We start from the raw sequence: 21,214 nt of genomic DNA on the forward strand, positions 1-21,214 counted from the left end.
GTCGCAGCCCGGCCGAACAAGGAGATGGCCAATAACGAAAGCGCTTGACACCAATCGCCCCATACAAGTCCTCTGGCCCGATGCTGCCCGGCTCGAAGCTCGTCCAAGCGTCGGCTGTCGGGTGTAGACCGGAAGTGGCAGCGGTCCAAAACGCCGACTTTGACCCGTAGCTGGCATTCACGGGCAAGTTGATATTATAAAGCGATACTCCCAGACGAGGTGCTTCGGCCATGCCAAATCGTCGCCAAATACTTTCAGGAATAGGAACAGTGGCCATGGGGGCGCCGATCCTGCCGGCATTGGGGCAGCAATCGCCCACGTACCTTTCTGACAAATTCGCAACCGATGTGATCCGAAGGCTCGATCAGGCAGTTGCAGAGCGGCGTGTCTGGAACATCCACGGGCTTGTCGTTGTTCAGAACGACAACCTAATTGTTGAGCGCTATTTCGAGGGGCAAGATCGCGAGAGAGGCGTCGGCGATCTCGGCACGGTCAAATTTGACGCGAGTGCGATGCATGATCTGCGATCCTGCTCGAAAAGCATTGTGGCGTTGCTCTACGGAATCGCCCTTCAACTTGGGAAGGTACCGGCGCCAGAGGTAAGCCTGCTTACGGCTTTTCCGGAGTATATTGATCTCGCCAACGAGCAGCGCTCGCGCGTGACTGTTCACCATGCTCTCTCAATGACCATGGGTACGGATTGGGATGAAAGCAGCCTGTCCTATGCTGATCCACGCAACAGCGAAATCGCAATGGACAACGCGCCAGACCGCTACCGTTACATATTGGAGCGCCCGGCCATCGACACTCCGGGGATGCATTGGAATTACTGCGGCGGCGCGACGGCCTTGCTCGCTCGCTTGATTGCCAAAGGGTCAGGCAAGTCCCTGCATCAATTCGCGCGCGAGTTTCTTTTCGAGCCGCTCGGTATGGGTCCCACTGAATGGGCCGTCGGACCAGACGGCGAGCCATTCGCAGCGTCAGGCGCTCGCATGTCCGTTCGCGACCTCGCAAAGATTGGGACGTTGATGCTTCACGGCGGTCGGCAAGACGACCGTCAGATTGTGCCTGCTGAGTGGATTCGGCGCTGCACTACGCCTATCGTAAGTTGCGACGAGATGCGACGTTACGGCTATCAATGGTTTTTGCTCGATGTGGCATTCGGGAAACCAAAAGGATGGGCCGTAGGAAGATTGGAACGCATGTGGATGGCGCAAGGAGAAGGCGGACAGCGTTTGTATATTGTACCTGCCCTTCAGCTAATCATTGCCTTGACATCTGGAAATTATGGGGCCGACGACCAGGGGGTCCCTCCTACACGTGTTCTGAGTGAGGTGGTTCTGGCGAGCATATCCTAGCCTTCCATGTGTCTGTTTCTGGCCCACCGCGACATTTGCTGCGGTTTCGCAAAGGCGGTCGGTGTCGAAGCGAACCGGACATCGACGAAGATTGATGAGTACGCGCCCTAGTTCGGCAGCCAAGTATCACCGTCCCGACTGCGACTGCTACAGCCCCCTGTTAGCACCAGTCTGATGATCCGCGACGCGGGCCTGGATGATCTTGTTGCCGAAATAGTTGGCGGCAAGGCCGATACCGAGCGCGGCGAGGCTGCCGCCGAAGCCGGGAATCATCGACGATGCGGCCACGGCCGCGCCCTTCGCCAGGACCTGCAAGGCGGTGCCGTCGGTGAAAAAGCTTGGCAGCATGTCGAACACCGTCTGCAATTGTGGCCTCGCCTGGTGCGCGATGTCGGCGAGCTGAAGGACCTTGGAGAGGTCGGGGTTCTTGGTGAGCACATCAGGCGGAATCAACGCTTTCAGCTGCTGCAGCACATTGGCGTTTTCCGGGGTGATCAGGTTCTTCAGGTCGACGGCTTGCAGCTGGCGGAGACCTTCCTTGATCTGATCAAGCTTGTCCGTCTGCTGTTGCGACGACAGGAAAACTTGCAGGTCGCCCAGAAACTTGAACAACCCCTGCGGCAATTGTCCGGTCGGCGCTGATACCACCGGCGCACCTGCCGAATTCGCCATCTCGACGATGCCGCTGTTGCCGATGCCGAGCACACCGAGGATCGACGCGATCCACCCCGCTGTCTTGGTATGATCCGCCTGCTTGATGGTCACGGAGCCCATCTTGCGCAAATCGTCGGCCGTCGCCCGCACGCGGTTCGGGTCGAGCGCACGCGGGCGCGCGGTCTCGAAGGCGGCCGCGGTCGCAGCATCCGCCACGCCTGTCAGCGGCAGATCGTTGTCGGCCTGGAACGCGAGCAGCGCCGCGCGCGTCAGCGGTCCGTAGTCGCCGTCGATCGCACCCGGCGGGTAGTTGAGACGCTGGAGCTGTTGCTGCACGAACGTCGCGCTCAGGGATGGCAGCGGCGCGTAATTGCCCGCCACGCCGATGTTTGCGAGCGCAGGTGCGCCCGTGAGAGCGTTGAACGCCCCGAACTGCGGGCGTTGCGGATTGGGGTCATTCGGATCGACGCTGAGGCCGTATAACGTCGAAGGCAGCCGCTGATGCAGATTCCATTGCCCGGAGCGCAGGAAGGTGGCCGTGCCGTTGAAACCGCTGGATTGGGAGACCCAGGTGAACGACACCAGTCCGGCCGCGAGCAGTGCCTGGCACACTGCGCCGCTGCCATAGACCCCGACCTGATAGCTGGGAGCGCCCGCCCCGCCCGTCAGGACCTGCCGAACCGCGCGAAAATACGGAACGATGCGCGTGCGGATGTCCGCATCGGAGGCGTCATAGTCGACGGCGAAGTAGATCGCTGAACCTGTGGGCTGACCGATGACGTTCGCCGCGTAATCGCGCGCGTAGGCGCCGTCCTTGGCACCCGCGTCCTGCGAGAACGATGCCGCGGAATCGCCGGCGCCCTGATAGACGATGGCAAGCTTCATTCCGGCGCGAACGATGGCGTCGGCTTCGTCGGGCGTCAGCCGCTTCTCGGGCTGGTGCGTGTTGCGGCAATAATAGCGGATGATGGTATCGACGCCGTTCTGTTTCAGCGAAGCCAGACGCGGAGTTGTCCGCATGTTGGTGTCAATGATCATGGCTCGCCCCCGAGTTGGACGGATTGGCCGTTGCGGCCGACATGACTGTCTTGCTGGGTGTCGTACATGGTCATCGGTTCGTGTTGGCGCCCGTGACGTGGTCGCGCGTGCGGGCCTCAATGACGCGATTGCTGAAATAATTGGCGGCAAGGCCAATCGCGAGCGTCGCGAGCGATCCGCCGAAACCCGGGATCACGCTGCCCGCCACGGCCGACAGCCCCTTCGACAGCAGCTGAAGCGTCGAGTCGTTGGCGAACATCCCCGGCAAGGCGTCGAAGATGGTGTGGAACTGCGTGAACCCGCGCGCGCCGTCGACGATCTGAAAGAAATTGCCGAGTGCCGGATTTGAGCTGATGACATTGGCGGGGATCAGCCCACGGATATTGTCGAGGATCTGGATATTTTCCGGCGACAGCAATTGCTTGACGTTGAAATTCTGCAGCTGCTTGGCGGCATCGAGCACCTGCTGGGTGTTCGCCGGATCGGCACGCAGCTGGGGTGACGTCAGCAGCTTCTGCACTTCTGTCAGGAACTGGGACAGATTGGGCGCCGGGGGCACAGCCACGTTGTTGTTGACGACCTGGACCGCGGCGCTGTTGCCGATGCCGAGCGCGCCGAGGATCGTCGAGATCCAGCCGGCGATCTTGGTGTTGTCAGCGGCCTTGATGGTCTGCGAGCCGCTCGCCCGCAGATCGTCCGACGTCGCGGAGAGGCGATCGCGCGAGAGCGGTCGCGGCTGCGGCCGGGCGAACGCGACCTGGGTGGCCGCATCCAGGACGCCGGTCGGGGATACGTTGTTGTCGGCCTGGAACGCCAGCAGCGCCTCGCGCGTCAGCGTGCCGAACTGGCCGTCGATCTCGCCCAGCGAATAGCCAAGCTCCGTCAGCTTGCGCTGCAGGCCCTCGACCAGCGCGCCCTTGTCGCCGAACCTGAGCTCGGTCGTCCCCAGCACGGGCGTCGTTTGCAGCTCCCGCTGCGGCATGACGTCCACACTGATCTCTGGCGCTTCCGCCCATCCGAGCGCGGTCTGCCGGATCTCGGCGAGCCGGTTGAGCCAGCCGCGGCCGAACGTGTCGAAGATGGCAAGGCTGCGCAGATAGGATTCGTAGGTCGAGCAATAGTCCTCGACGAGCATCTTCTGATCGGCGGCAAGGCAGGCATCTATCGTAAGCGACCCCATGCGTCCGTCCACCGCGAGCCCGTTCTGCCCACGGGCCAGCGCCTGCTGCAACAAACGGATGGCGCGCGTCGTCCCGCTCAGAACGGCCGTGTTGTAGACGACCTGGGCGGCCGGCAGCGGGATCTCGTCGCCATGCACCGGCGTCCAGTAGTTGGCGCGGAAGATCTGCAGCGCCTCGTCCCGCGTGAGGTTTCGCACGTCATCGGCGGTGACCGGCGCATGCCGCCAGGCCGACAGGTCCTTCTGCGTGATGCCCATGTTGGTCGGGCCGCCGGGATCGCGCGGATGATTGGTGTAGCCGCCCTCCCATTTCTCGATCAGGGCATGCACCTTCTCGAAATTTCCGAGCGCGATGTCGCCTTGCAAAGGCGTCCCGCCGCCGCGCGTTTCCATCAGCCGGTCCGGCACCGGCCGGCCGTTGACTACGCCCTTCACGGAGCCCCAGTCGATGCCCGTCGCGAGATCGTCGGGCTTGACGTCGATCTCGAAATGCATGGTGTCCTTGATGTTGATCCAGTTGCCGCCCCACTCGAACACCCGCTTCTTGTTGACCGTCTTGATCGCAAGCACGTCGTCGATCATGGCCTGGGTCATGTCGGTGTCGGCAAGGTTGCGCTTGACGTCCTGGGCGCGCAGATCCTGCGTCGGCTGGTCGGAAAAGCGGACCTTGCGCTGGTCCGAGGTCTCCTTGTACGGGTTGGTCGTCCAGTTGACGTCGAGTGCAATGCCGTAGGCGTGCAGGCTCTTCTCGGTGCCGCCGGTAATGGCGCGGCAGTTGTAGCTGTCGGTATCGGCTGTCCTGATGTTGTAGCCATGGGCTGCCAGCACCATCGACAGCGCCTGCCAGGCATCAGCCGTCGGGGGCGCGACGAGGATCTCGTCGGGACCAAACGCGATGCGGGCCATCGCGTGTTCGGCGCACTCGAATGTCTTCCAGTTCACGCGTTGCTGGGCGGTCGATTCGCTCATGCTGCCCCCTCCATCGCCTGCTCGTCAGCCACGGCACGGACTCGAGACAGGGGATGCGCTCATTAAAGAACTGCGTGCCGCGTGGGCGTTTCAGCCCGTGCGACTTCAAGGACTTGCTCGAAATAGGCGTTCTACAAATGCAACCTTAGGCTACAGCAAGGACCGTCACGCTGAATGTGAACTGGATCACTTGCGGCAAATCGTCCATCGCGACGGCGCACGCGATCGCGTTCCCCGCACAGCGGCAGGGCCGATCGCGTATCGGGGAGATCGTGGAGGGCGATGCCTTTGCGGGTGATGTCTTTGCGGCCCATCCTTCGAGACGGCCGCCTTTTGGCGGGCTCCTCAGGATGAGGTCTCGTCGCGGCGAAAATCTAGACCCTCATGGTGAGGAGCGCCGCTTGCGGCGCGTCTCGAACCATGAGGCCGAGGACCCTTCGCAGCCTCTCAACCGCCATATGCGAGAGCACCGGGGGACGCGAACAAGGCATCCCGCGATCAGCACCGCCAGCAAAGGACGCGAGACGGCCCCCAACTCAGTTGCTGACCCGGTCCAGCTCGACGGACACTTCGGAGGCCCAGGCCCCCGGCGATTCCAGCGCGAAGGATTGATGGTTGGCCTTGGTCCGAATGGTCACGAAAGCGGCGACGGTGTTGCCTTCGATCCTTGCCTCGACAAGTCCGTCCGAGCTCTTTCCGGTGATCTTGCCGCCCTGGCGATACTCGCTTTCAAACCAGTTGCCCGAAAGCGTGGAGCCCTCCTGCTCGATCTGGGCGGACAGCAGCATCTTGTAGGCATCGCTTGCGCATTTCAGCTCGAAGCTCATGGATTTTTCGGGCTTCTTGACCACGTAGCTTGCCTTGCAGCGAATTCGCTCGCGGCCCCCTTCCGAGAGCTTCATGGAACCGTTCCCGGACCACGTCCCGGCAAGACCATCGATCGTTGCGCTCGCATGCGATGAGGCGAGCAGCAGACAGCCGAGGACGGCCGCTCTGATCTGCCGCTTGTAACAGCCAATTCGTATCAACGCTCTGTACTCCCTGCGCCATTGGTTTCGATTCGGTTAGGTACTCGAAAATGAGGGTGTCCTAAAGATGTCCGATAGTTGGCTGCTCTTGGCGGGCGGGCCCGCCAGCAACATTCCGCAACAAGAAAGCCTAAAGCGCGATGAGATCAGGATGAATCGTCATCGCGCTTCAGGTTGTTGATTGAGCATGATCTCCGCGCAAACGCGTTCCGCGTTTGTCGCGAGGGAAAACCGCTCCACACTTTGCGCTAACGCGGCCCTTCGGGTCCGGATCATGCTCCAGGTGCGCGCGGCAGAAGGCACCGGAGGTTGCTTTTTTGCAGTCCCGCAACGCCAGACAACCACACGTTAAAGATTTCTACCTAGTGATCGCTCCATCAATCTTCGCGGGTCATCAACCGGAGACATTCGCTCATGAAACGCCGTGACTTCCTGATCAGCGCATCCGCCGTCGGTTTTGCAGCGCCTGCACTGTTCAGGGCGGCCGTGTTGCCGGCGCTGGCTCAGCAAGCGCAAGCGCCTGCCGGTGCGACCATCGTGCGCGCGGCGATTTTTCCGGCGATCGGCTTTTCGCGCGTCGGCAATGGCGATGAATGGTTCCTCGCGCCTGAAGTGCCGGGCCTGATGAATGAGCCCGCGGGCGGATTCAAGCAGGGACCGAGCCGCATCAAGAAGCAGGTCCAGCGCTTTCGCGTCTACGGCTATGATGATCAGGGCCGCGTCGTGCGCGAGCTCGGCGAAGCCGACGGCCTGCGATGGACCGTGCATGTGGCGAACACCAAGGCGGCCTGGTACGGCTATTCGAACGCAATGGACGGCGGCGACAATGCGCCGGGCATTCCCGGCGCGTTGCGCAATGCCGCCATCGAGCCGGCCCGCCGCGAAGACATGCTGGTGATCGACGCAGGTCCAGTCCGGATCGACGGCGCTTCGAAGAACGCCGATGGCCGTGACGCGGCCTATCGCATGGCCGGCAAGTTCTGGAAGACGATGCCGGTGACGCTCGGTCATCTGCGCACCGACGAGGCCGGGCGGCTGCTGGTTTTTCCCGCCGACGGCATCTCCAATTCCGCCCTGCCGCAGAACCCGGTGCGCGACTTCACCAACAATGACGGATGGCATGACGACTGGTGCGACGGCTGGGTGAAGGCCAGCGTCTGGATCGGAGGCGCGGACATGGCCTGCGAGCCGGCCTGGGTCGTCTGCTGCGGTCCGAAATTCGCGCCGCAGATCGAGCCGATCGTCAGTCTCTACGACGCGGCGCGCGAAGCCATGATCGCGTCGGGGCACATGAAGCCGGTGTCCGCCGCGGTGTCGTTTCGCCGGGATGTGCTTCCGATCCTGCGGCGCTCCGGCATGATGCAATGGATCGTGCAGGCGTCCTATCTCAGCAAGGCCTGGAGCGATCTCGACGATCTGTCAGATCCCGCTGTCGTGCAGTCGCTGGCGGACCCCGCGGAGAAAGCGCGTCCCGCGCGTGAGAAGGTTCTGGCCGCATTCCGCAAGCCCGGCGGCAAAGACCGGCGCTCCGACGCGCTGCCTCCCATGCTCGGGGATGGCGTCAACTTCCCGGGAAGCCCGACCGGCTGGCTCACGCTGACGCCGACCCAGTACCAGATCCTGAGCCACTGGGCCAAAGGCGAGTTCACCGACGACCTCAACGACGCGGCCGCCAACGCGGTCGAGAAGCTCGACGACATGCCGTTGCCGCTCCGACCGGAGGCGCTCACGCGCGCGGCATTGGATGCCTGCTCGGGTGGCGCATTCCATCCGGGCGTCGAGATCACATGGCCGGTCCGCCATGCCGAGCTGTATCGGTCCACGACGGAAACACCGCTTCCCTTCCGCATCGCGATCTCGACGCGGAAGAGCCTCGTGCAGGATGTCGGATTGCAGCTCAATCCGCAGAATGTCTTCTCCGGTCATCCCGATCGGAAGGAGGCTGGCGCACCGGTGGGGCCGCAGGCACCGGGCGATCTCACGCGATGGATGGGCGTTCCCTGGCAGGGCGATGCATTCAGCTGCCAGTCAGTCCTGACGGCGGACGGTTTCCCGACGCCGGTCTGGTGGCCTGCGCTGCTTCCCGTCGACGTCCTGCCGGAAGGTTTCTACAAGCAGATGATGCGCGCGGATCTTTCGGCGGAAGAGCGGCTGCGCTTCTACCACGCGCGGGTTGCCTGGTCGCGCGGGGCGGCCGGCATCGGCCTGCATGTCGAGGCCAGCTACACCGACGGATTGCGGCGAATGATCGAGCTGTGGACGCAAATGGGCGTCGTGGTGCGCCGTGCCGGTCCGAAGGATGTCCCGGGCATTCCCAAGGACGTTTTCGTCGAAGTGCAACGCGGCACACTGGATCTTTCCAACGTCAAAGACCGCTCCTAGACGCACATGCATCAGGTCGTGATTCTGGGTGCGGGAATGGCAGGGATGGCCTGTGCCCGCACCCTTCTCAGGCGGGGATGCCGTCCGCTTCTCATTGCGCCCGGTCATGACGTCGCCAATCGCGGCGAAACGCTTTCATTTCGAGCATCTCCCCATCTCGAAAGGCTCGGCTGGCTTGGCCTGCTCGACGCAGAGACCGCGATCGCGTGCCAGGGGCGCTATTCGGTGTGGGGCAGCACCACGCTGCGGCGGGATGCGTTTCACCAGGACGGAGCGTCGGGCTGGCATATCGACCGGCAGCGGTTGGAGACCCGCATGGCCCAGACGCTCGATGCCGACGGCCTCGCGCGACAGTGCGCGGAGGCCGGTCGGCTCTCGCGGGCGTCGGACCACGTCGTTGTCGATCTTGCCGATGGCGCCTCGATCGAAGCAGAGTTCGTTGTCGACTGCTCCGGCCGCGCCTCGATCACGTCCGGGGGCGAAACACCGCTTCGGCGTCTGGACAAGCTCGTGGCCTGCTACGGCATTTTCGAGCTTGCGCAGGATGTCGAAGCCGTGCCGGCGACGCTCGTCGAGGCCGTCGCGGCGGGATGGTGGTACATGTCCATGCTGCCGGGTGACCGCATCCTGCTCTGCTTCTTCACGGATTCGGACCTGCTCCCGGCGGGCCTGCGCAAGAACATGACTCTATGGGCCGATATGGTTTCGCACACCCATGCGATCTCCGCGCGCGTGACGAGCCTCGGCATCGACATGGCTGCGTGCGCGCACCTAGAGTTCGCGCCGGCGAGCACCACCACCATGTCAGGGATGGTCGACCATCGCATCATTCGGGCGGGCGATGCCGCGACTGCGCTCGATCCGCTGGGAGCGAACGGTCTTGCCACCGCGCTATGGAGCGGCATCCAGGCCGCCGAGAGCGTAGCCGGTGCCCTCGCGCGGGATACAACGGCATCCCGGCGCTACGAGCGACAGTTTCTGGAAGGGATCGCATCCTATCTGGTCACGCAGCGCGCAATGTATGCATCGGAACGTCGCTTTCCCAACGCGCCCTTCTGGCAGCGACGCAACGACGTTTCGCTCCAGACCATCTCGCCTGCGATTGCGACACCCTGAGCCGCTCGTCCGGTCCCAAAACAAAAATGGCCCGCGCGAGGCGGGCCATTTTCTCATCGGAACCGGTAAAGTCCGAATTTGGTTGCGGGGATAGGATTTGAACCTATGACCTTCAGGTTATGAGCCTGACGAGCTACCGGGCTGCTCCACCCCGCGTTAAGCTTTTGCACGCCTTTTCGGGAATCTGGGGGACGGTCGAAGGACCAGCGCTCGTCGCGTGGCTTGCTTTCGCGTCCCAAAGGGTTCCTTGGAAGGCAACCCCGGGGCCAAGCCCGTCGGGTGCGAGGGCTATGTATCAACCGCGAGGCTCTTTGGAAAGGCCCGAGGGAACGTTTTTTTCGACTTTATGACAGGCAAAATGCACCCGTGAGGGGCGGAAAAAGCCAGCACTTGCCATAAGTTCCGCAAAGGACCAGCTTGCGGCAACAAGATGACGGGGAAACGCCATGTCCCAAACCCTGAGAAACGCCCGGTTGTGCCACCGGGGGCTGCTGGATTAGAGCGCCGCCACAAGACACCACTGTCATCGTCCGGCTTGACCGGGCGATCCAGTATTCCAGAGACGGCAGAGCCTGAACCGAAAAGCCGCAGCGTACTGGATGCCCCGGCTTCGCCTTCGCGGGGCATGACGGCAATGTTCAGTGGGGGAAAACAACAATGACTGACACATTCGATTTCGTGGTGATCGGCGCGGGCTCGGGCGGCTGCGCGGTGGCGGGCGGCTGTCTGAGGATGCGCAGACCTCGGTCGCGCTGCTCGATGCGGGCGGCAGGAACGACAGTTGGCGGATCACCACGCCCTTCGGGCTCGCGCTGCCATACAGCGCGGCCAACTGGGCCTTCGACACCGTGCCGCAGAAGGGGTTGAACGGCCGCGTCGGCTATCAACCGCGCGGCAAGGGATTAGGTGGCTCCTCGGCGATCAACGCCATGGTCTACATCCGCGGCAACAAGTGGGACTACGACCACTGGGCCTCGCTCGGCAATACCGGCTGGTCGTACGCGGACGTGCTGCCCTATTTCAAGCGCGCGGAGAACAATGCCGATTTCGACGGCGAGTATCACGGCAAGGGTGGCCCCCTGCATGTCAACAAGCTGCGCTCCGAAAATCCGATCCATGACGTCTTCCTGCAGGCCGCGCGCGAGGCGCAGTTTCGCGTGCGCGAGGACTTCAATGCCGAGGACCAAGAAGGGCTCGGCAGCTACCAGGTGACGCAGCACAATGGCGAGCGCTGGAGCGCGGCGCGCGCCTATGTGCATCCGCACATCGGAACACGCGCAAGTCTACGCGTCGAGACGGGGGCGCAGGCGACGAAGATCCTGTTCGAAGGCACCCGCGCAGTCGGTATCGAATATATGCAGGGAAAGCAGAGGAAGCAGCTGCGCGCCCGACGCGAGGTGATCCTCGCCTCGGGCGCGTTTCAGTCACCGCAGCTCCTGATGCTGTCGGGCGTAGGCCACGGCGAGGCTCTAGGCGCGCACGGCATTGGCGCCGTGCATCATCTGCCGGGCGTCGGACGCAATCTCCAGGACCATCCGGATTTCGTCTTCGTCTACGCCTCCGACTATCCGCATTTCGTGCACAGTTCGCTCGGTCGATTGCCATCGCTGCTCCGCGCGATCAGGCAATACCGCCGCGAGCGTCGCGGTCTGATGACCACCAACTTTGCCGAATGCGGCGGCTTCCTGAAGACGCGGCCCGATCTCGATCTGCCCGACATCCAGTTGCACTTCGTCATTGCGATGCTCGACGACCACGGCCGCAAGCGCCACAAGGAGGCGGGTTTCTCGTGTCACGTCTGCCTGCTCAGGCCGCAGAGCCGCGGCAGCGTAGCGCTGAAGAATGCCGATCCCGCGCAGGCGCCGCTGATCGATCCGAACTTCCTGGGTGAGGCCGCCGATCTGGAAGCGATGGTCGCCGGCTACAAGACGACGCGGCGGCTGATGGAGACGCCGTCCCTGCGCGCATTGCAGAAAAAGGACATGTTCACGTCCGATGTGAAAGCCGACGACGATATCCGCGCCATCCTGCGCCAGCGCGTCGACACCGTCTATCACCCGGTCGGCACCTGCAAGATGGGCACTGATCCGCTCGCGGTGGTCGATCCCAAGCTCAGGGTGCACGGCCTCGAAGGTCTGCGCGTCGTCGATGCCTCGATCATGCCGACCCTGATCGGCGGCAACACCAACGCGCCGACGATTATGATCGGCGAGAAGGCGGCGGATATGATCAAGGAGGAGATGCGGTGACGTAAGTCGCGCAATCTCATCACGGTCGTCCTGGCGAAGGCCAGGACCCATTACCCCAGGAAGTAGTTTCTGGCGCGAAATTGATCATCACGAGTCTTCGTCAAACATCTCCCTGGGGGTATGGGTCCCGGATCTGCGCTCCGCTTCGCTACGCTTGTCCGGGATGACGAGACGGATCAACTCAACAGAAAACCGCCATCCACCGTCACCACGCTACCCGTCATGTAGCGCGACGCTTTTGAGGCGAGCAGCAGGATCGCGCCGTCGAGATCGGATTCGGCACCGACACGGCGCTGCGGGATGCGCTTGGCCAGGCGCTCGCCTGCCGGCGTCGACCAGAAATCGTGGTTCATCTCGGTGTCGATATAGCCGGGCGCCAGCGCATTGACGCGGATGTCTTGGCCGGCGAGCTCCAGCGCCATCGCCTTGGTCGCCTGAATCATGCCGGCCTTGGAGATCGCGTAAGGCGAGACCGCCTTCAACACGCCGGTGCCGAGCACGGAGGCGATGTTGACGATGTTGCCTGGCTGCTTGCGTGCGATCATTCGTCGCGCCAGCTCGGTGCTGAGGAAATAGGCGCCCTTGAGATTGGCGCTGACCACGGCGTCCCAGTCCGCTTCCGTCTGCTCGGTCGCGAGCTTCTCGATCGCGATGCCGGCATTGTTGATCAGCACGGTGATGGGACCGAGCGCAGCTTCCGCGGCATCGACCGATCTTGCGATCGATGCGGTGTCGGTGACATCGAGCGCAATCGCCGCGGCGCGCCCACCCTTGCTGCGAATCTCCGTTTCGAGCGCGCGAAGCTTGTCCGTCTGGCGCGCGGCGAGCACGACGGCGGCGCCGTGCGCGGCCAGCACGCGCGCGAACTGGCGCCCCAGGCCCTGGCTGGCGCCGGTAATGAGGATGGTTTCTTTACTGACGTCGAATACGTCTGACATGGCGAAGGTCCCAGGGTCTGCCCCCCGCATAGATACAGACCATTTTAGTGATCTGAAACCGGAATGATGGGTTCGCCGTTCACTCGTTCCATGCAGGCAGGGCGCAGCTCATGAACAGTTTCGATCTCACGGTCTATGCAGCGCTGGCCGTGGCGATCGGCTTCGGCTTCAGGACCGGCCTGCTGCGCAGTGCGATGACCATCCTGGCCTATCTTCTGGCTGCACCGATCTCGATCTGGCTGGTGTCGCTCATCGCACCCCACGTGGCCGGTGAGACCGCCTCGCCTCTGCTTCAGGGCTGGGTGTTGTTCTTCGGCGTTTTCGTCGCAACCGGCATGACGCTTGGACATCTCGGCCGCGCCGCGCTGGATGATGCGGTCGGCGAAGCCGGGCTCGGAGACCGCATAGGCGGCGCAGCGCTCGGAGCCGTCCGGGTCGGCCTCGTCGCGACAACGCTGGTCCTGGTCTTCGATCAATTGGTGCCCGCCAACAGGCAGCCTCCGTTCCTCGTGGGGTCGCAATTGCGCCCGCTGTTCTCCGCTGCCGGACAGATGGGATTCAAGTCTCTGCCGCCTGAAGCCGCGGCCGCCATCGATCGCATCAAGAGGGAGCGGCCCATCTGACGCAGTGTGACCTTCTTCCGCGGGCGCGCCATGCATTTTGGCAACGGCCCGTCTCTTATCAACGGGAGTGAGATTGGCTACAGTGGCGCCTCCAAACCTGCCAGACATCACAGGAGTGAACCAGTGGATCTTGGGATCAAGGGTCGCCGCGCCATCGTCTGCGCGTCCAGCAAGGGCCTCGGTCGCGCCTGTGCCGTGGCGCTCGCCAATGAGGGCGTGCATGTCACGCTGACCGCGCGTGGCGCGGACGCGCTGAAGGCAACGGCCGAGGAGATCCGGAAGGCCCATCCGGGCGTGACGGTTACCGAGATCGTCGGCGACATCACGACGCCGGCGGGACGCGAGGCCGTGCTGAAGGCCTGCCCCGATCCGGACATCCTGGTCAACAACGCCGGCGGCCCGCCGCCCGGCGATTTCCGCAACTGGACCCGCGACGACTGGATCAAGGCGATCGACGCCAACATGCTCACCCCGATCGAGCTGATCAAGGCGACGGTGGACGGCATGATGGCACGCAAGTTCGGCCGCATCGTCAACATCACCTCGGCCGCCGTGAAGGCGCCGATCGAGATCTTGGGTCTCTCCAACGGCGCGCGCGCCGGCCTCACCGGCTTCGTCGCCGGCCTGTCGCGCAAGACGGTGATCAACAACGTCACCATCAATGCCCTGCTGCCGGGTCCGTTCGAGACCGATCGTCTGCGCGGCACGGCGAAGGCCGAAGCCGACAAGCGCGGCATCAAGCCGGAGCAGCTTCTCGCCGAGCGCGCAAAGCTCAATCCTGCCGGCCGCTTCGGCGATCCCGACGAGTTCGGCTACGCCTGCGCCTTCCTGTGCGGCGCCAGGGCCGGCTTCATCACCGGGCAGAACATCTTGCTCGACGGCGGCGCGTTTCCGGGGACGCTGTAAGACTCCTTCGCTCGCCACCTTTGCGAAGGCGATCGCATGAGGTGAGAGCTTGGGCGCCGAAGCTTCCACATCGTCATGGCCGGGCTTGTCCCGGCCATGACGACCTCTCGTCGATGCACGAGAATGCCTGTCGCAGGCAAAGAGGGAGCTTTCATCACCGCCGCTTCGTGGGCTCATCCTCGTCGCGCTCGCTGAAGCCCGACGAATCTGCGCTCGGGCGCTCGTCGGTCCAGTCGACGCCGAAGGCGTCGAGGCCATCGGCGAGCAGGTCGCCCAGCATCGGCTCACCCAGGAGATAGTGCGCGGTTTCTCGTCGAGGATTTTGGTACTCGGTACGCGCCTCGACGGCGCGGGCGCGCAAGTCCTCCCAATCGTCCGGCCCGCCGTCGCCACGCCCGAGCCACATCAACGCAACGAGATCGATCTGCTCGTCCTCGTTCAGGGCGGCAATGAAGCTTGTAATCTCGCGGCCGACCGGATCGGAGCCGTCGTCTTGGAGCACGTCGATTGCATCGTCATCGGTCGGATTTGACCCGGAGTCCGGATCGGAGTCCGTCTCCTTGACGTCGTATTCGCGCGCCTTCTCGATCAAGAAGGCGACTTTCTCGGCGGAAATCGCTAGCTCCGGCATGGCTCCCTCCTGGGTTCCCCCGATAACGCCGCATCGCACCGGATGATCCATTGCAGCGCCTGGCGGAAACCCGCAATGTCCGCGCCAACCAGAACAAGAGGACGCGCCGGATGCAGTGGACCATAGGCCAGGTCAGGATCACCAAATTCGTGGAAATGGAGACGGTCGGATCGACGCGCTTCATCCTGCCGCTGGCAAGCAATGAGGAAATCCGGAAGCTGCCCTGGCTGATCCCGCATTTCGCCACCGCGGAGGGCCGGCTGAAAATGTCGATCCATTCGCTGGTGGTGGAGACGCCGTCGCGCCGCATCGTCGTCGACACCGGCCTCGGCAACGACAAGCAGGGCCGTAACGTCCCAACCTGGAACAACCGCAACACGCCGTTTCTGGAGACGATGACGGCGGCGGGCTTTGCGCCCGACAGCATCGATACGGTGCTGTGCACGCATCTCCATGTCGATCATGTCGGCTGGAACACGAAGCTCGTTGGCGGCCAATGGATGCCGGCCTTCCCGAACGCCCGCTACGTGTTCGGCAGGACAGAATACGAGTATTGGCGGGACCACTCGACCGAACCGGACAAGGCGGCCGTGTTCAACGATTCCGTGAAGCCCATCGTGGACGCCGGCCTCACCGACCTGATCCCAAGCGATCACCGGCTGTGCGAGGAGATCAGCATGATCCCGACGCCTGGCCATAGCCCCGGCCATATGAGCGTCCTGATCCGCTCCGGCGGCGAGCAGGCGTTGCTCGCGGGCGACGCCGCCCACCACCCCTGCCAGATGGCGCATCTCGACTGGTGCTCGACGGTGGATTCCGACCCGCAACAATCAGCCAGGACGCGACGTGAGCTGTTCTCGCGCTTCGCCAATACACCATCGCTGGTGATCGGCGGGCATTTTTCCGGCGGGCAAATCAAACGCGACGAGGAAGCGTTCAAGTTCGTGGCGCTGCAATCGTAGGGTGGGGGTCGCGCGAACGCGCGCCCGATGACAGGCTCCGCGTGCCCACCCCTTCTGTCGCGGTCGTGGAGAGATGGTGGGCACGGCGCTCCGCGCCTTTGCTCACCCTACAGGGAAGGGCTGCAATGCACCGGCCCATAGGCGGTTGAAATTCCCGCCGCCCTGTTCCATGAAGCTATTTAACCGGCCAGTCCATCCAGGGAGAGACGAGAATGAAGCTTGTTCGTTATGGTGAAAAGGGTGCAGAAAAGCCCGGACTGATCGACAAATCCGGCCAGCTGCGCGACCTCTCGGCCCATCTGAAGGACCTGACCGGTGAGGCCTATTCGCCGGAGTCCCTGAAGAAGCTCGCAGCGCTCGATCCGGCCTCGCTGCCGGCTGTCTCGGGCAAGCCGCGGTTCGGCGCCCCCGTCACCGGGATCTCGAAATTCGTCGCGATCGGCCTCAACTACAGCGATCACGCCAAGGAGACCGGCGCGGCGATCCCGACCGAGCCGATCATCTTCATGAAGGCCAACACCGCCCTTTCCGGTCCCAACGATCCGGTCGAGAAACCGCGCGGCTCCACCAAGCTCGACTGGGAGGTCGAGATCGCCGCAATCATCGGCACCCGTGCGAAATACGTCTCTGAGGCCGACGCGCTGAACTACGTCGCCGGCTACTGCGTCTGCAACGACGTTTCCGAGCGCAACTTCCAGACCGAGCGCCTGGGTCAGTGGACCAAGGGCAAGTCGCATGACACGTTCGGTCCGCTCGGACCGTGGCTTGCCACCAGGGACGAGATCAAGGACGTACAGAACCTGTCGATGTGGCTCGACGTCAACGGCCAGCGCCGCCAGACCGGCTCGACCGCGACCATGATCTTCACCATGGCCAAGTGCGTCTCCTATGTCTCGCAGTTCATGACGCTGCTGCCCGGCGACATCATCACGACCGGTACGCCGCCCGGCGTCGGCATGGGCATGAAGCCGCCGACCTACCTCAATGTCGGCGACGTCGTCGCGCTCGGCATCGAAGGCCTCGGCGAGCAGCGCCAGGAGATCGTCGCGGCGTAGGCTCTCCGTCCTCATCCTGAGGAGCGCGCAAAGCGCGCGTCTCGAAGGATGAGCCAGGAACACGGTCATCCGACGTCTTGCGCCGGGTGACGCGAGAGCATCTCTCGTTGCCCATCCTTCGAGACGCGCGCCCAGAGGCGCGCTCCTCAGGATGAGGACTGCATGTTTTGACAGAGGTTATTCCGCATGAAGCTCACCTTCTCCGCCGCCTCGCCCTTCGCGCGCAAGGTGCGCATCGCCGCGATCGAGCTCGGGCTCGTCGACAAGATCGAGTTCGTGCCGGCAACCGTCGCACCGGGACAGGCGAATGAGGACTATTCGCGCATCACGCCGCTGAAGAAGCTGCCGGTGCTGATCACTGACAATGGCGAGGTGATCCTCGATTCCTACGTCATCGTCGAATATCTCAACGAGCTCGCCGGCGGCAATCTGATCCCGGATTACGGCCCGCGCCGCTGGTCGGCCAAGACCGATCATTCGCTGATCAACGGCATGCTCGATTCCATGCTGCTGTGCCGCTACGAGAGGATGGTGCGGCCGCAGGGCCTGCAATGGCAGGCCTGGTCCGACGACCACTGGAACCGGGCCTGGACCGGCATGGCGCGGTTCGAGAACCGGCCCGAAGTCCTCAACGGTCCGTTCGACATCTCTCAGATCGGCCTCGTTTGCGTGCTCGGCTATGCCGACTTCCGTTTCGCCGATTGCGGCTGGCGCAAGGCCTATCCGAAGCTCGACGCTTTTCATCAAAAGATGCTGGAGCGGCCTTCCGTGAAAATCTCGGTGCCGCCGCCGGCGTAACCCGCGGGAGTTCCCATGAGCCTCACATTCTCGGTCGGCGATCTCACCATCCATCGCGTCATCGAGCAGGAAACCTCGTTCGTGCCGGCGCTGGAAATGCTGCCCGGACTCACGCCCGAGGTGCTGGCCGAGAACCGCGCCTGGATGAAGCAGGCGAAGGCGCTCGACGACGACGATGTGCTGATGCTGTGCTTCCAGTCCTACGTAGTGAAGACGCCGCACCACACCATCCTGATCGACAGTTGCATCGGCAACGACAAGCCGCGGCCCAATCGGCCGAAATGGAACATGAAGACAGACGACACGTACCTGCGCGCGCTGGGCGCCGCCGGTATCTCGGTCGATGACATCGACTTCGTGATGTGCACGCATCTGCACGTCGATCACGTCGGCTGGAATACGCGATTGGAGAATGGGCGCTGGGTGCCGACCTTCCCCAAGGCGCGCTATCTGTTCGCAAGGCAGGAGTTCGACTACTGGTCCGAGCAGAACGCGAAGGCGCCCGTGCCGCCTTTCGTCGACAGCGTGCTGCCGGTGGTCGAAGCCAAACGCCATGAGCTGATCGGCAACGATCATCAGATCGGCGATCACGTTCGCATCCTGCCGACGCCGGGTCATACGCCCGGCCACGTTGCCTTCACCTTCGGCCGCGGCAAGGACGACGCCGTGTTCTCGGGCGATCTCATGCACTCGCCGCTGCAGACGCTCTATCCGGAGCTGTCGATAAAGTTCGATGTCGACCAGGCGCAAGCCGCAAAGACGCGCCGCAGCTTCCTGGAGCGCTATTGCGACACCGACACGCTGTGCTGCACCGCGCATTTCCCCTCGCCGTCCGGCGGCAAGATCCGGCGCAAGGGGAATGCGTTCGTATGTGCGGCGGTTTAAGGCGAGATGCGGTAGGGTGGGCAAAGCGAAGCGTGCCCACCTTTTCTGTCTCCTCCGAAGGGGTGGGCACGGCGCTGCGCGCCTTTGCCCACCCTGTGGTTGAGGCAGCGGCGTGTCAATCAAACAGGCTCGGCGTGTGGTTCACCAGCGCGCCTTCGATCTCGAGCATTTTCAGCTTCGTCACCACGCCGCCATTGGCGGAGAAGCCGCCGGGCTTGTTGCCGGCGGCGAGCACGCGGTGACAGGGCACGACGATCGGACAGGGATTGCGGCCGAGCGCCTGGCCGACATCGCGCGATAGCTCCACGCCGCCCAAGCGTTTTGCGATATCACCGTAGGTCATGGTCTTGCCTGGCGGGATGGTGCGGGCGACCTCGTAGACACCGCGGTTGAAGTCGGGAACGCCGTCGAAATCGAGCGGAATGTCGGTGAGGTCATCCGGCTCGCCATCGAGCAGTTTGACGATGCGATCGATCGCCTGCTGCACCTCGGCGGTCGGCTCGGCCTCGCTGGCCTCGGCATGGCGCTGGTGGATGCGGGTGCGGATCTTGTCCTCGCCGCCCATCGGCAGTTGCACGCCGTTGATGCCGCGCGGGCCCCAGGCGATGGCACACAGGCCGATTTTGGTCTCGAACAGGACGAAATGGCGGTCGGTCATGACTAGGTTCCTGGCTCTTCCTCGTCGCAGGCCCCCGCTTGTGATCTTCCTGCGCAATCTAGGCTTGGAAATAGTTGCGATCCACCCGGTTTCCGGGAATCTTGCACAGGAGTTCCGCACCCTCGAGAGCCTTCATGCAGAGCCTTCACGTCAACGGATATGACATGCCTTATCTCGACGTGGGCGAAGCCAAGGCGGGACCGCCGCTGGTCTGCGTGCACGGTTCGCTCAACGATTTCCGGGTCTGGGGTTCGGTGCTCGGACCGCTGTCGCAGCGCCACCGGCTGATCTGCGTCAGCCTGCGGCACTTCTTTCCCGCGCAATGGGATGGTGTCGGCGACACCTATACCATTGCGCAGCATGTCGATGACGTGATCGCCTTCATCGAGAAGGTCGAGACCGGTCCGGTCGATTTGATGGGCCATTCCCGCGGCGGGCACATCTGCTTTCGCGTGGCGCAGGCGCGGCCCGATCTGTTGCGCCGGCTGATTCTCGCCGAGCCCGGCGGCGAGCTGGATGGCAGCCTTGATCCGGACTACAGAGGCGGCCGCTCGCCACTGCTGGCGCGTTTCACGGCCGCCGCGGAGAAGATCGCCGCCGGCGACGTCGACGGCGGCCTCGCCGTGTTCGTGGATACGCTGGAGGGAGCGGGCACCTGGCCGCGACTGCCGGCAACCGTGAAGCAGACTCTGCGCGACAACGCATATACGCTAATGGGCCAGGTCAGGGACAATCGATCACCATTCTCGAAGGCCGATGCGGAATCGATTCTGATGCCGACGCTGTTCATCCTGGGTGCCCGGACCAAAGGCCCGCTACCGAAAGTGCTGCACGCACTCGGTGCGCATGTCCCCTACTCTAAGACGGCCATCATCGAGAACACGACGCATCCGATGTTCGAGCAGGCGCCGCAAAAATATTCGGACGTGGTGCTGGATTTCCTGGCGGGCTGATCATGCAGACTGTTCACGTCAACGGATACGACATGGCCTATCTCGAAGTCGGAGAAGGCCCGCCGCTGGTCTGCGTGCACGGCACGCTCGGCGATTTCCGGACCTGGTATTCGGTGCTCGGCCCGCTTTCGAAAAACCACCGCGTGATCGCGGTCAGCCTGCGGCATTTCTTTCCCGAGCGCTGGAACGGTGCCGGCGAGGACTACAAGATGGCCCAGCATGTCGCCGACGTCATCGGCTTCATCGAGCAAATCGGGTGCGCGCCGGTCGACCTGATGGGGCATTCGCGCGGCGGGCACATCGCGTTTCGCGTGGCGCAGGCGCGGCCCGACCTGTTGCGCAAGCTCGTCCTCGCCGAGCCCGGCGGCGATCTCGACGCAAGCCTGCCGGTCCCGGCAGGCACGCCTGCGCATCCGCCGCTCGCCGCGCGCACTGCGCGCTCGGTCGAGATGATCCGTGCCGGCGACATCGAAGGCGCGCTGCGGAATTTCTATGAGGGCATCGAGGGCGACGGCACCTGGCGGCGTGTGCCGGCGGTCGCAAAGCAGCAATTGCGCGACAACGTCGTCACCTTCCTCGGCCAGATCAACGAGCAGCGCAAGCCCTACACGCTGGCCGATGCGCAGGCGATCAAGACGTCGACGCTGCTGATCGGTGGCGGCGCGACGACAGGGAGTCTGTCGCTGATCTGGCGCGTGCTGGCCGAGCACATCGCCGGCGCGAAAACCGCGGTGATTGCGAAGGCCGGGCACTGGATGTTCGAACAGGCGCCGCAGGAGTATGCCGCGGTGGTGAGCAAGTTTCTGGCGGGATAAGTGCTCCCTTCGCCTC

General features: G+C 63.6%; 18 protein-coding genes, 1 tRNA gene and 1 pseudogene. 12 read left to right on the top strand and 8 right to left on the bottom strand.

The genetic code is table 11. The features are described from left to right. A partial coding sequence (locus SO180_RS28495; protein ID WP_449382157.1) for a hypothetical protein occupies positions 1 to 277 on the bottom strand: 277 nt, incomplete at its 3' end. Between SO180_RS28495 and SO180_RS28500 the strand changes: the two genes are divergently transcribed. Next, positions 276 to 1,358, top strand: a complete 1,083-nt coding sequence (locus tag SO180_RS28500; protein ID WP_449382158.1) for a serine hydrolase domain-containing protein — start codon at positions 276 to 278, stop codon at positions 1,356 to 1,358. The genes SO180_RS28495 and SO180_RS28500 overlap by 2 nt on opposite strands. A 147-nt stretch (positions 1,359 to 1,505) precedes the next feature. Here the strand turns inward: SO180_RS28500 and SO180_RS28505 are convergent, their stop codons facing one another. The 3 genes from SO180_RS28505 to SO180_RS28515 form a co-directional block, all read right to left on the bottom strand. Then, positions 1,506 to 3,050, bottom strand: a complete 1,545-nt coding sequence (locus SO180_RS28505; RefSeq protein ID WP_449382159.1) for a glycoside hydrolase domain-containing protein — start codon at positions 3,048 to 3,050, stop codon at positions 1,506 to 1,508. A 70-nt stretch (positions 3,051 to 3,120) separates the two neighbouring features. Then, entirely contained in the window at positions 3,121 to 5,199 is a 2,079-nt protein-coding gene (locus SO180_RS28510) for a glycosyl hydrolase 108 family protein (protein WP_449382160.1), read from the bottom strand. 536 nt (positions 5,200 to 5,735) lie between these two features. After that, a complete protein-coding gene (locus SO180_RS28515; RefSeq protein ID WP_449382161.1) occupies positions 5,736 to 6,101 on the bottom strand; it encodes a hypothetical protein in 366 nt (121 codons plus the stop codon). Positions 6,102 to 6,641: 540 nt separating this feature from the next. Between SO180_RS28515 and goxA the strand changes: the two genes are divergently transcribed. Continuing rightward, positions 6,642 to 8,609, top strand: a complete 1,968-nt coding sequence (gene goxA, locus SO180_RS28520) for a CTQ-dependent glycine oxidase GoxA (RefSeq protein ID WP_449382162.1) — start codon at positions 6,642 to 6,644, stop codon at positions 8,607 to 8,609. 6 nt (positions 8,610 to 8,615) lie between these two features. Then, positions 8,616 to 9,725, top strand: coding sequence for an NAD(P)/FAD-dependent oxidoreductase (locus tag SO180_RS28525; protein ID WP_449382163.1), 1,110 nt, complete (start codon positions 8,616 to 8,618; stop codon positions 9,723 to 9,725). A gap of 79 nt (positions 9,726 to 9,804) precedes the next feature. Here the strand turns inward: SO180_RS28525 and SO180_RS28530 are convergent. Continuing rightward, positions 9,805 to 9,881, bottom strand: a tRNA-Met gene (locus SO180_RS28530). A 501-nt stretch (positions 9,882 to 10,382) separates the two neighbouring features. Between SO180_RS28530 and SO180_RS28535 the strand changes: the two are divergent. Beyond that, positions 10,383 to 11,974: pseudogene (locus tag SO180_RS28535) on the top strand (GMC family oxidoreductase). Between the two features lie 176 nt (positions 11,975 to 12,150). Here SO180_RS28535 and SO180_RS28540 read toward each other — a convergent pair. Then, positions 12,151 to 12,912, bottom strand: coding sequence for an SDR family NAD(P)-dependent oxidoreductase (locus SO180_RS28540; protein WP_449382164.1), 762 nt, complete (start codon positions 12,910 to 12,912; stop codon positions 12,151 to 12,153). 110 nt (positions 12,913 to 13,022) lie between these two features. Here SO180_RS28540 and SO180_RS28545 point away from each other — a divergent pair, with 110 nt between their 5' ends. Both SO180_RS28545 and SO180_RS28550 read left to right on the top strand, forming a co-directional pair. Then, positions 13,023 to 13,535 (top strand): CvpA family protein, encoded by a 513-nt coding sequence (locus tag SO180_RS28545; RefSeq protein WP_449382165.1) that lies wholly within the window; start codon positions 13,023 to 13,025, stop codon positions 13,533 to 13,535. Positions 13,536 to 13,658: 123 nt separating this feature from the next. Next, a complete protein-coding gene (locus SO180_RS28550; protein WP_449382166.1) occupies positions 13,659 to 14,441 on the top strand; it encodes an SDR family oxidoreductase in 783 nt (260 codons plus the stop codon). Between the two features lie 154 nt (positions 14,442 to 14,595). Here the strand turns inward: SO180_RS28550 and SO180_RS28555 are convergent, their stop codons facing one another. Continuing rightward, on the bottom strand, positions 14,596 to 15,072 hold the full coding sequence (locus SO180_RS28555; RefSeq protein WP_449382167.1) for a DUF3775 domain-containing protein: 477 nt from the start codon (positions 15,070 to 15,072) through the stop codon (positions 14,596 to 14,598). Positions 15,073 to 15,182: 110 nt separating this feature from the next. Between SO180_RS28555 and SO180_RS28560 the strand changes: the two genes are divergently transcribed. From SO180_RS28560 to SO180_RS28575, 4 genes are all read left to right on the top strand, one after another. Beyond that, positions 15,183 to 16,034, top strand: a complete 852-nt coding sequence (locus tag SO180_RS28560) for an MBL fold metallo-hydrolase (RefSeq protein WP_449382168.1) — start codon at positions 15,183 to 15,185, stop codon at positions 16,032 to 16,034. 212 nt (positions 16,035 to 16,246) lie between these two features. Further along, positions 16,247 to 17,089: a fumarylacetoacetate hydrolase family protein gene (locus SO180_RS28565; RefSeq protein WP_449382169.1), complete on the top strand. Its 843-nt coding sequence runs from the start codon at positions 16,247 to 16,249 to the stop codon at positions 17,087 to 17,089. A 186-nt stretch (positions 17,090 to 17,275) separates the two neighbouring features. Further along, positions 17,276 to 17,887 carry a glutathione S-transferase family protein gene (locus SO180_RS28570; protein WP_449382170.1) on the top strand — a complete coding sequence of 204 codons (612 nt, stop codon included), beginning with the start codon at positions 17,276 to 17,278 and terminating at the stop codon, positions 17,885 to 17,887. Positions 17,888 to 17,902: 15 nt separating this feature from the next. Continuing rightward, positions 17,903 to 18,772 (top strand): MBL fold metallo-hydrolase, encoded by an 870-nt coding sequence (locus SO180_RS28575; protein ID WP_449382171.1) that lies wholly within the window; start codon positions 17,903 to 17,905, stop codon positions 18,770 to 18,772. A 115-nt stretch (positions 18,773 to 18,887) separates the two neighbouring features. Here the strand turns inward: SO180_RS28575 and SO180_RS28580 are convergent, their stop codons facing one another. Continuing rightward, positions 18,888 to 19,430 (bottom strand): methylated-DNA--[protein]-cysteine S-methyltransferase, encoded by a 543-nt coding sequence (locus SO180_RS28580; protein WP_449382172.1) that lies wholly within the window; start codon positions 19,428 to 19,430, stop codon positions 18,888 to 18,890. A 134-nt stretch (positions 19,431 to 19,564) separates the two neighbouring features. On the opposite strand from SO180_RS28580, the gene SO180_RS28585 reads away from it, so the two are divergent. Both SO180_RS28585 and SO180_RS28590 read left to right on the top strand, forming a co-directional pair. After that, complete coding sequence (locus SO180_RS28585; protein ID WP_449382173.1) at positions 19,565 to 20,383, top strand: alpha/beta fold hydrolase; 819 nt, start codon at positions 19,565 to 19,567, stop codon at positions 20,381 to 20,383. A 2-nt stretch (positions 20,384 to 20,385) separates the two neighbouring features. Beyond that, the gene (locus SO180_RS28590) at positions 20,386 to 21,198 is read left to right on the top strand and encodes an alpha/beta fold hydrolase (RefSeq protein WP_449382174.1); all 813 of its coding nucleotides are present in this window, start codon (positions 20,386 to 20,388) and stop codon (positions 21,196 to 21,198) included. The last annotated feature ends 16 nt before the right edge of the window (positions 21,199 to 21,214 follow it).

It is taken from the genome of Bradyrhizobium sp. UFLA05-112 (assembly GCF_053572325.1).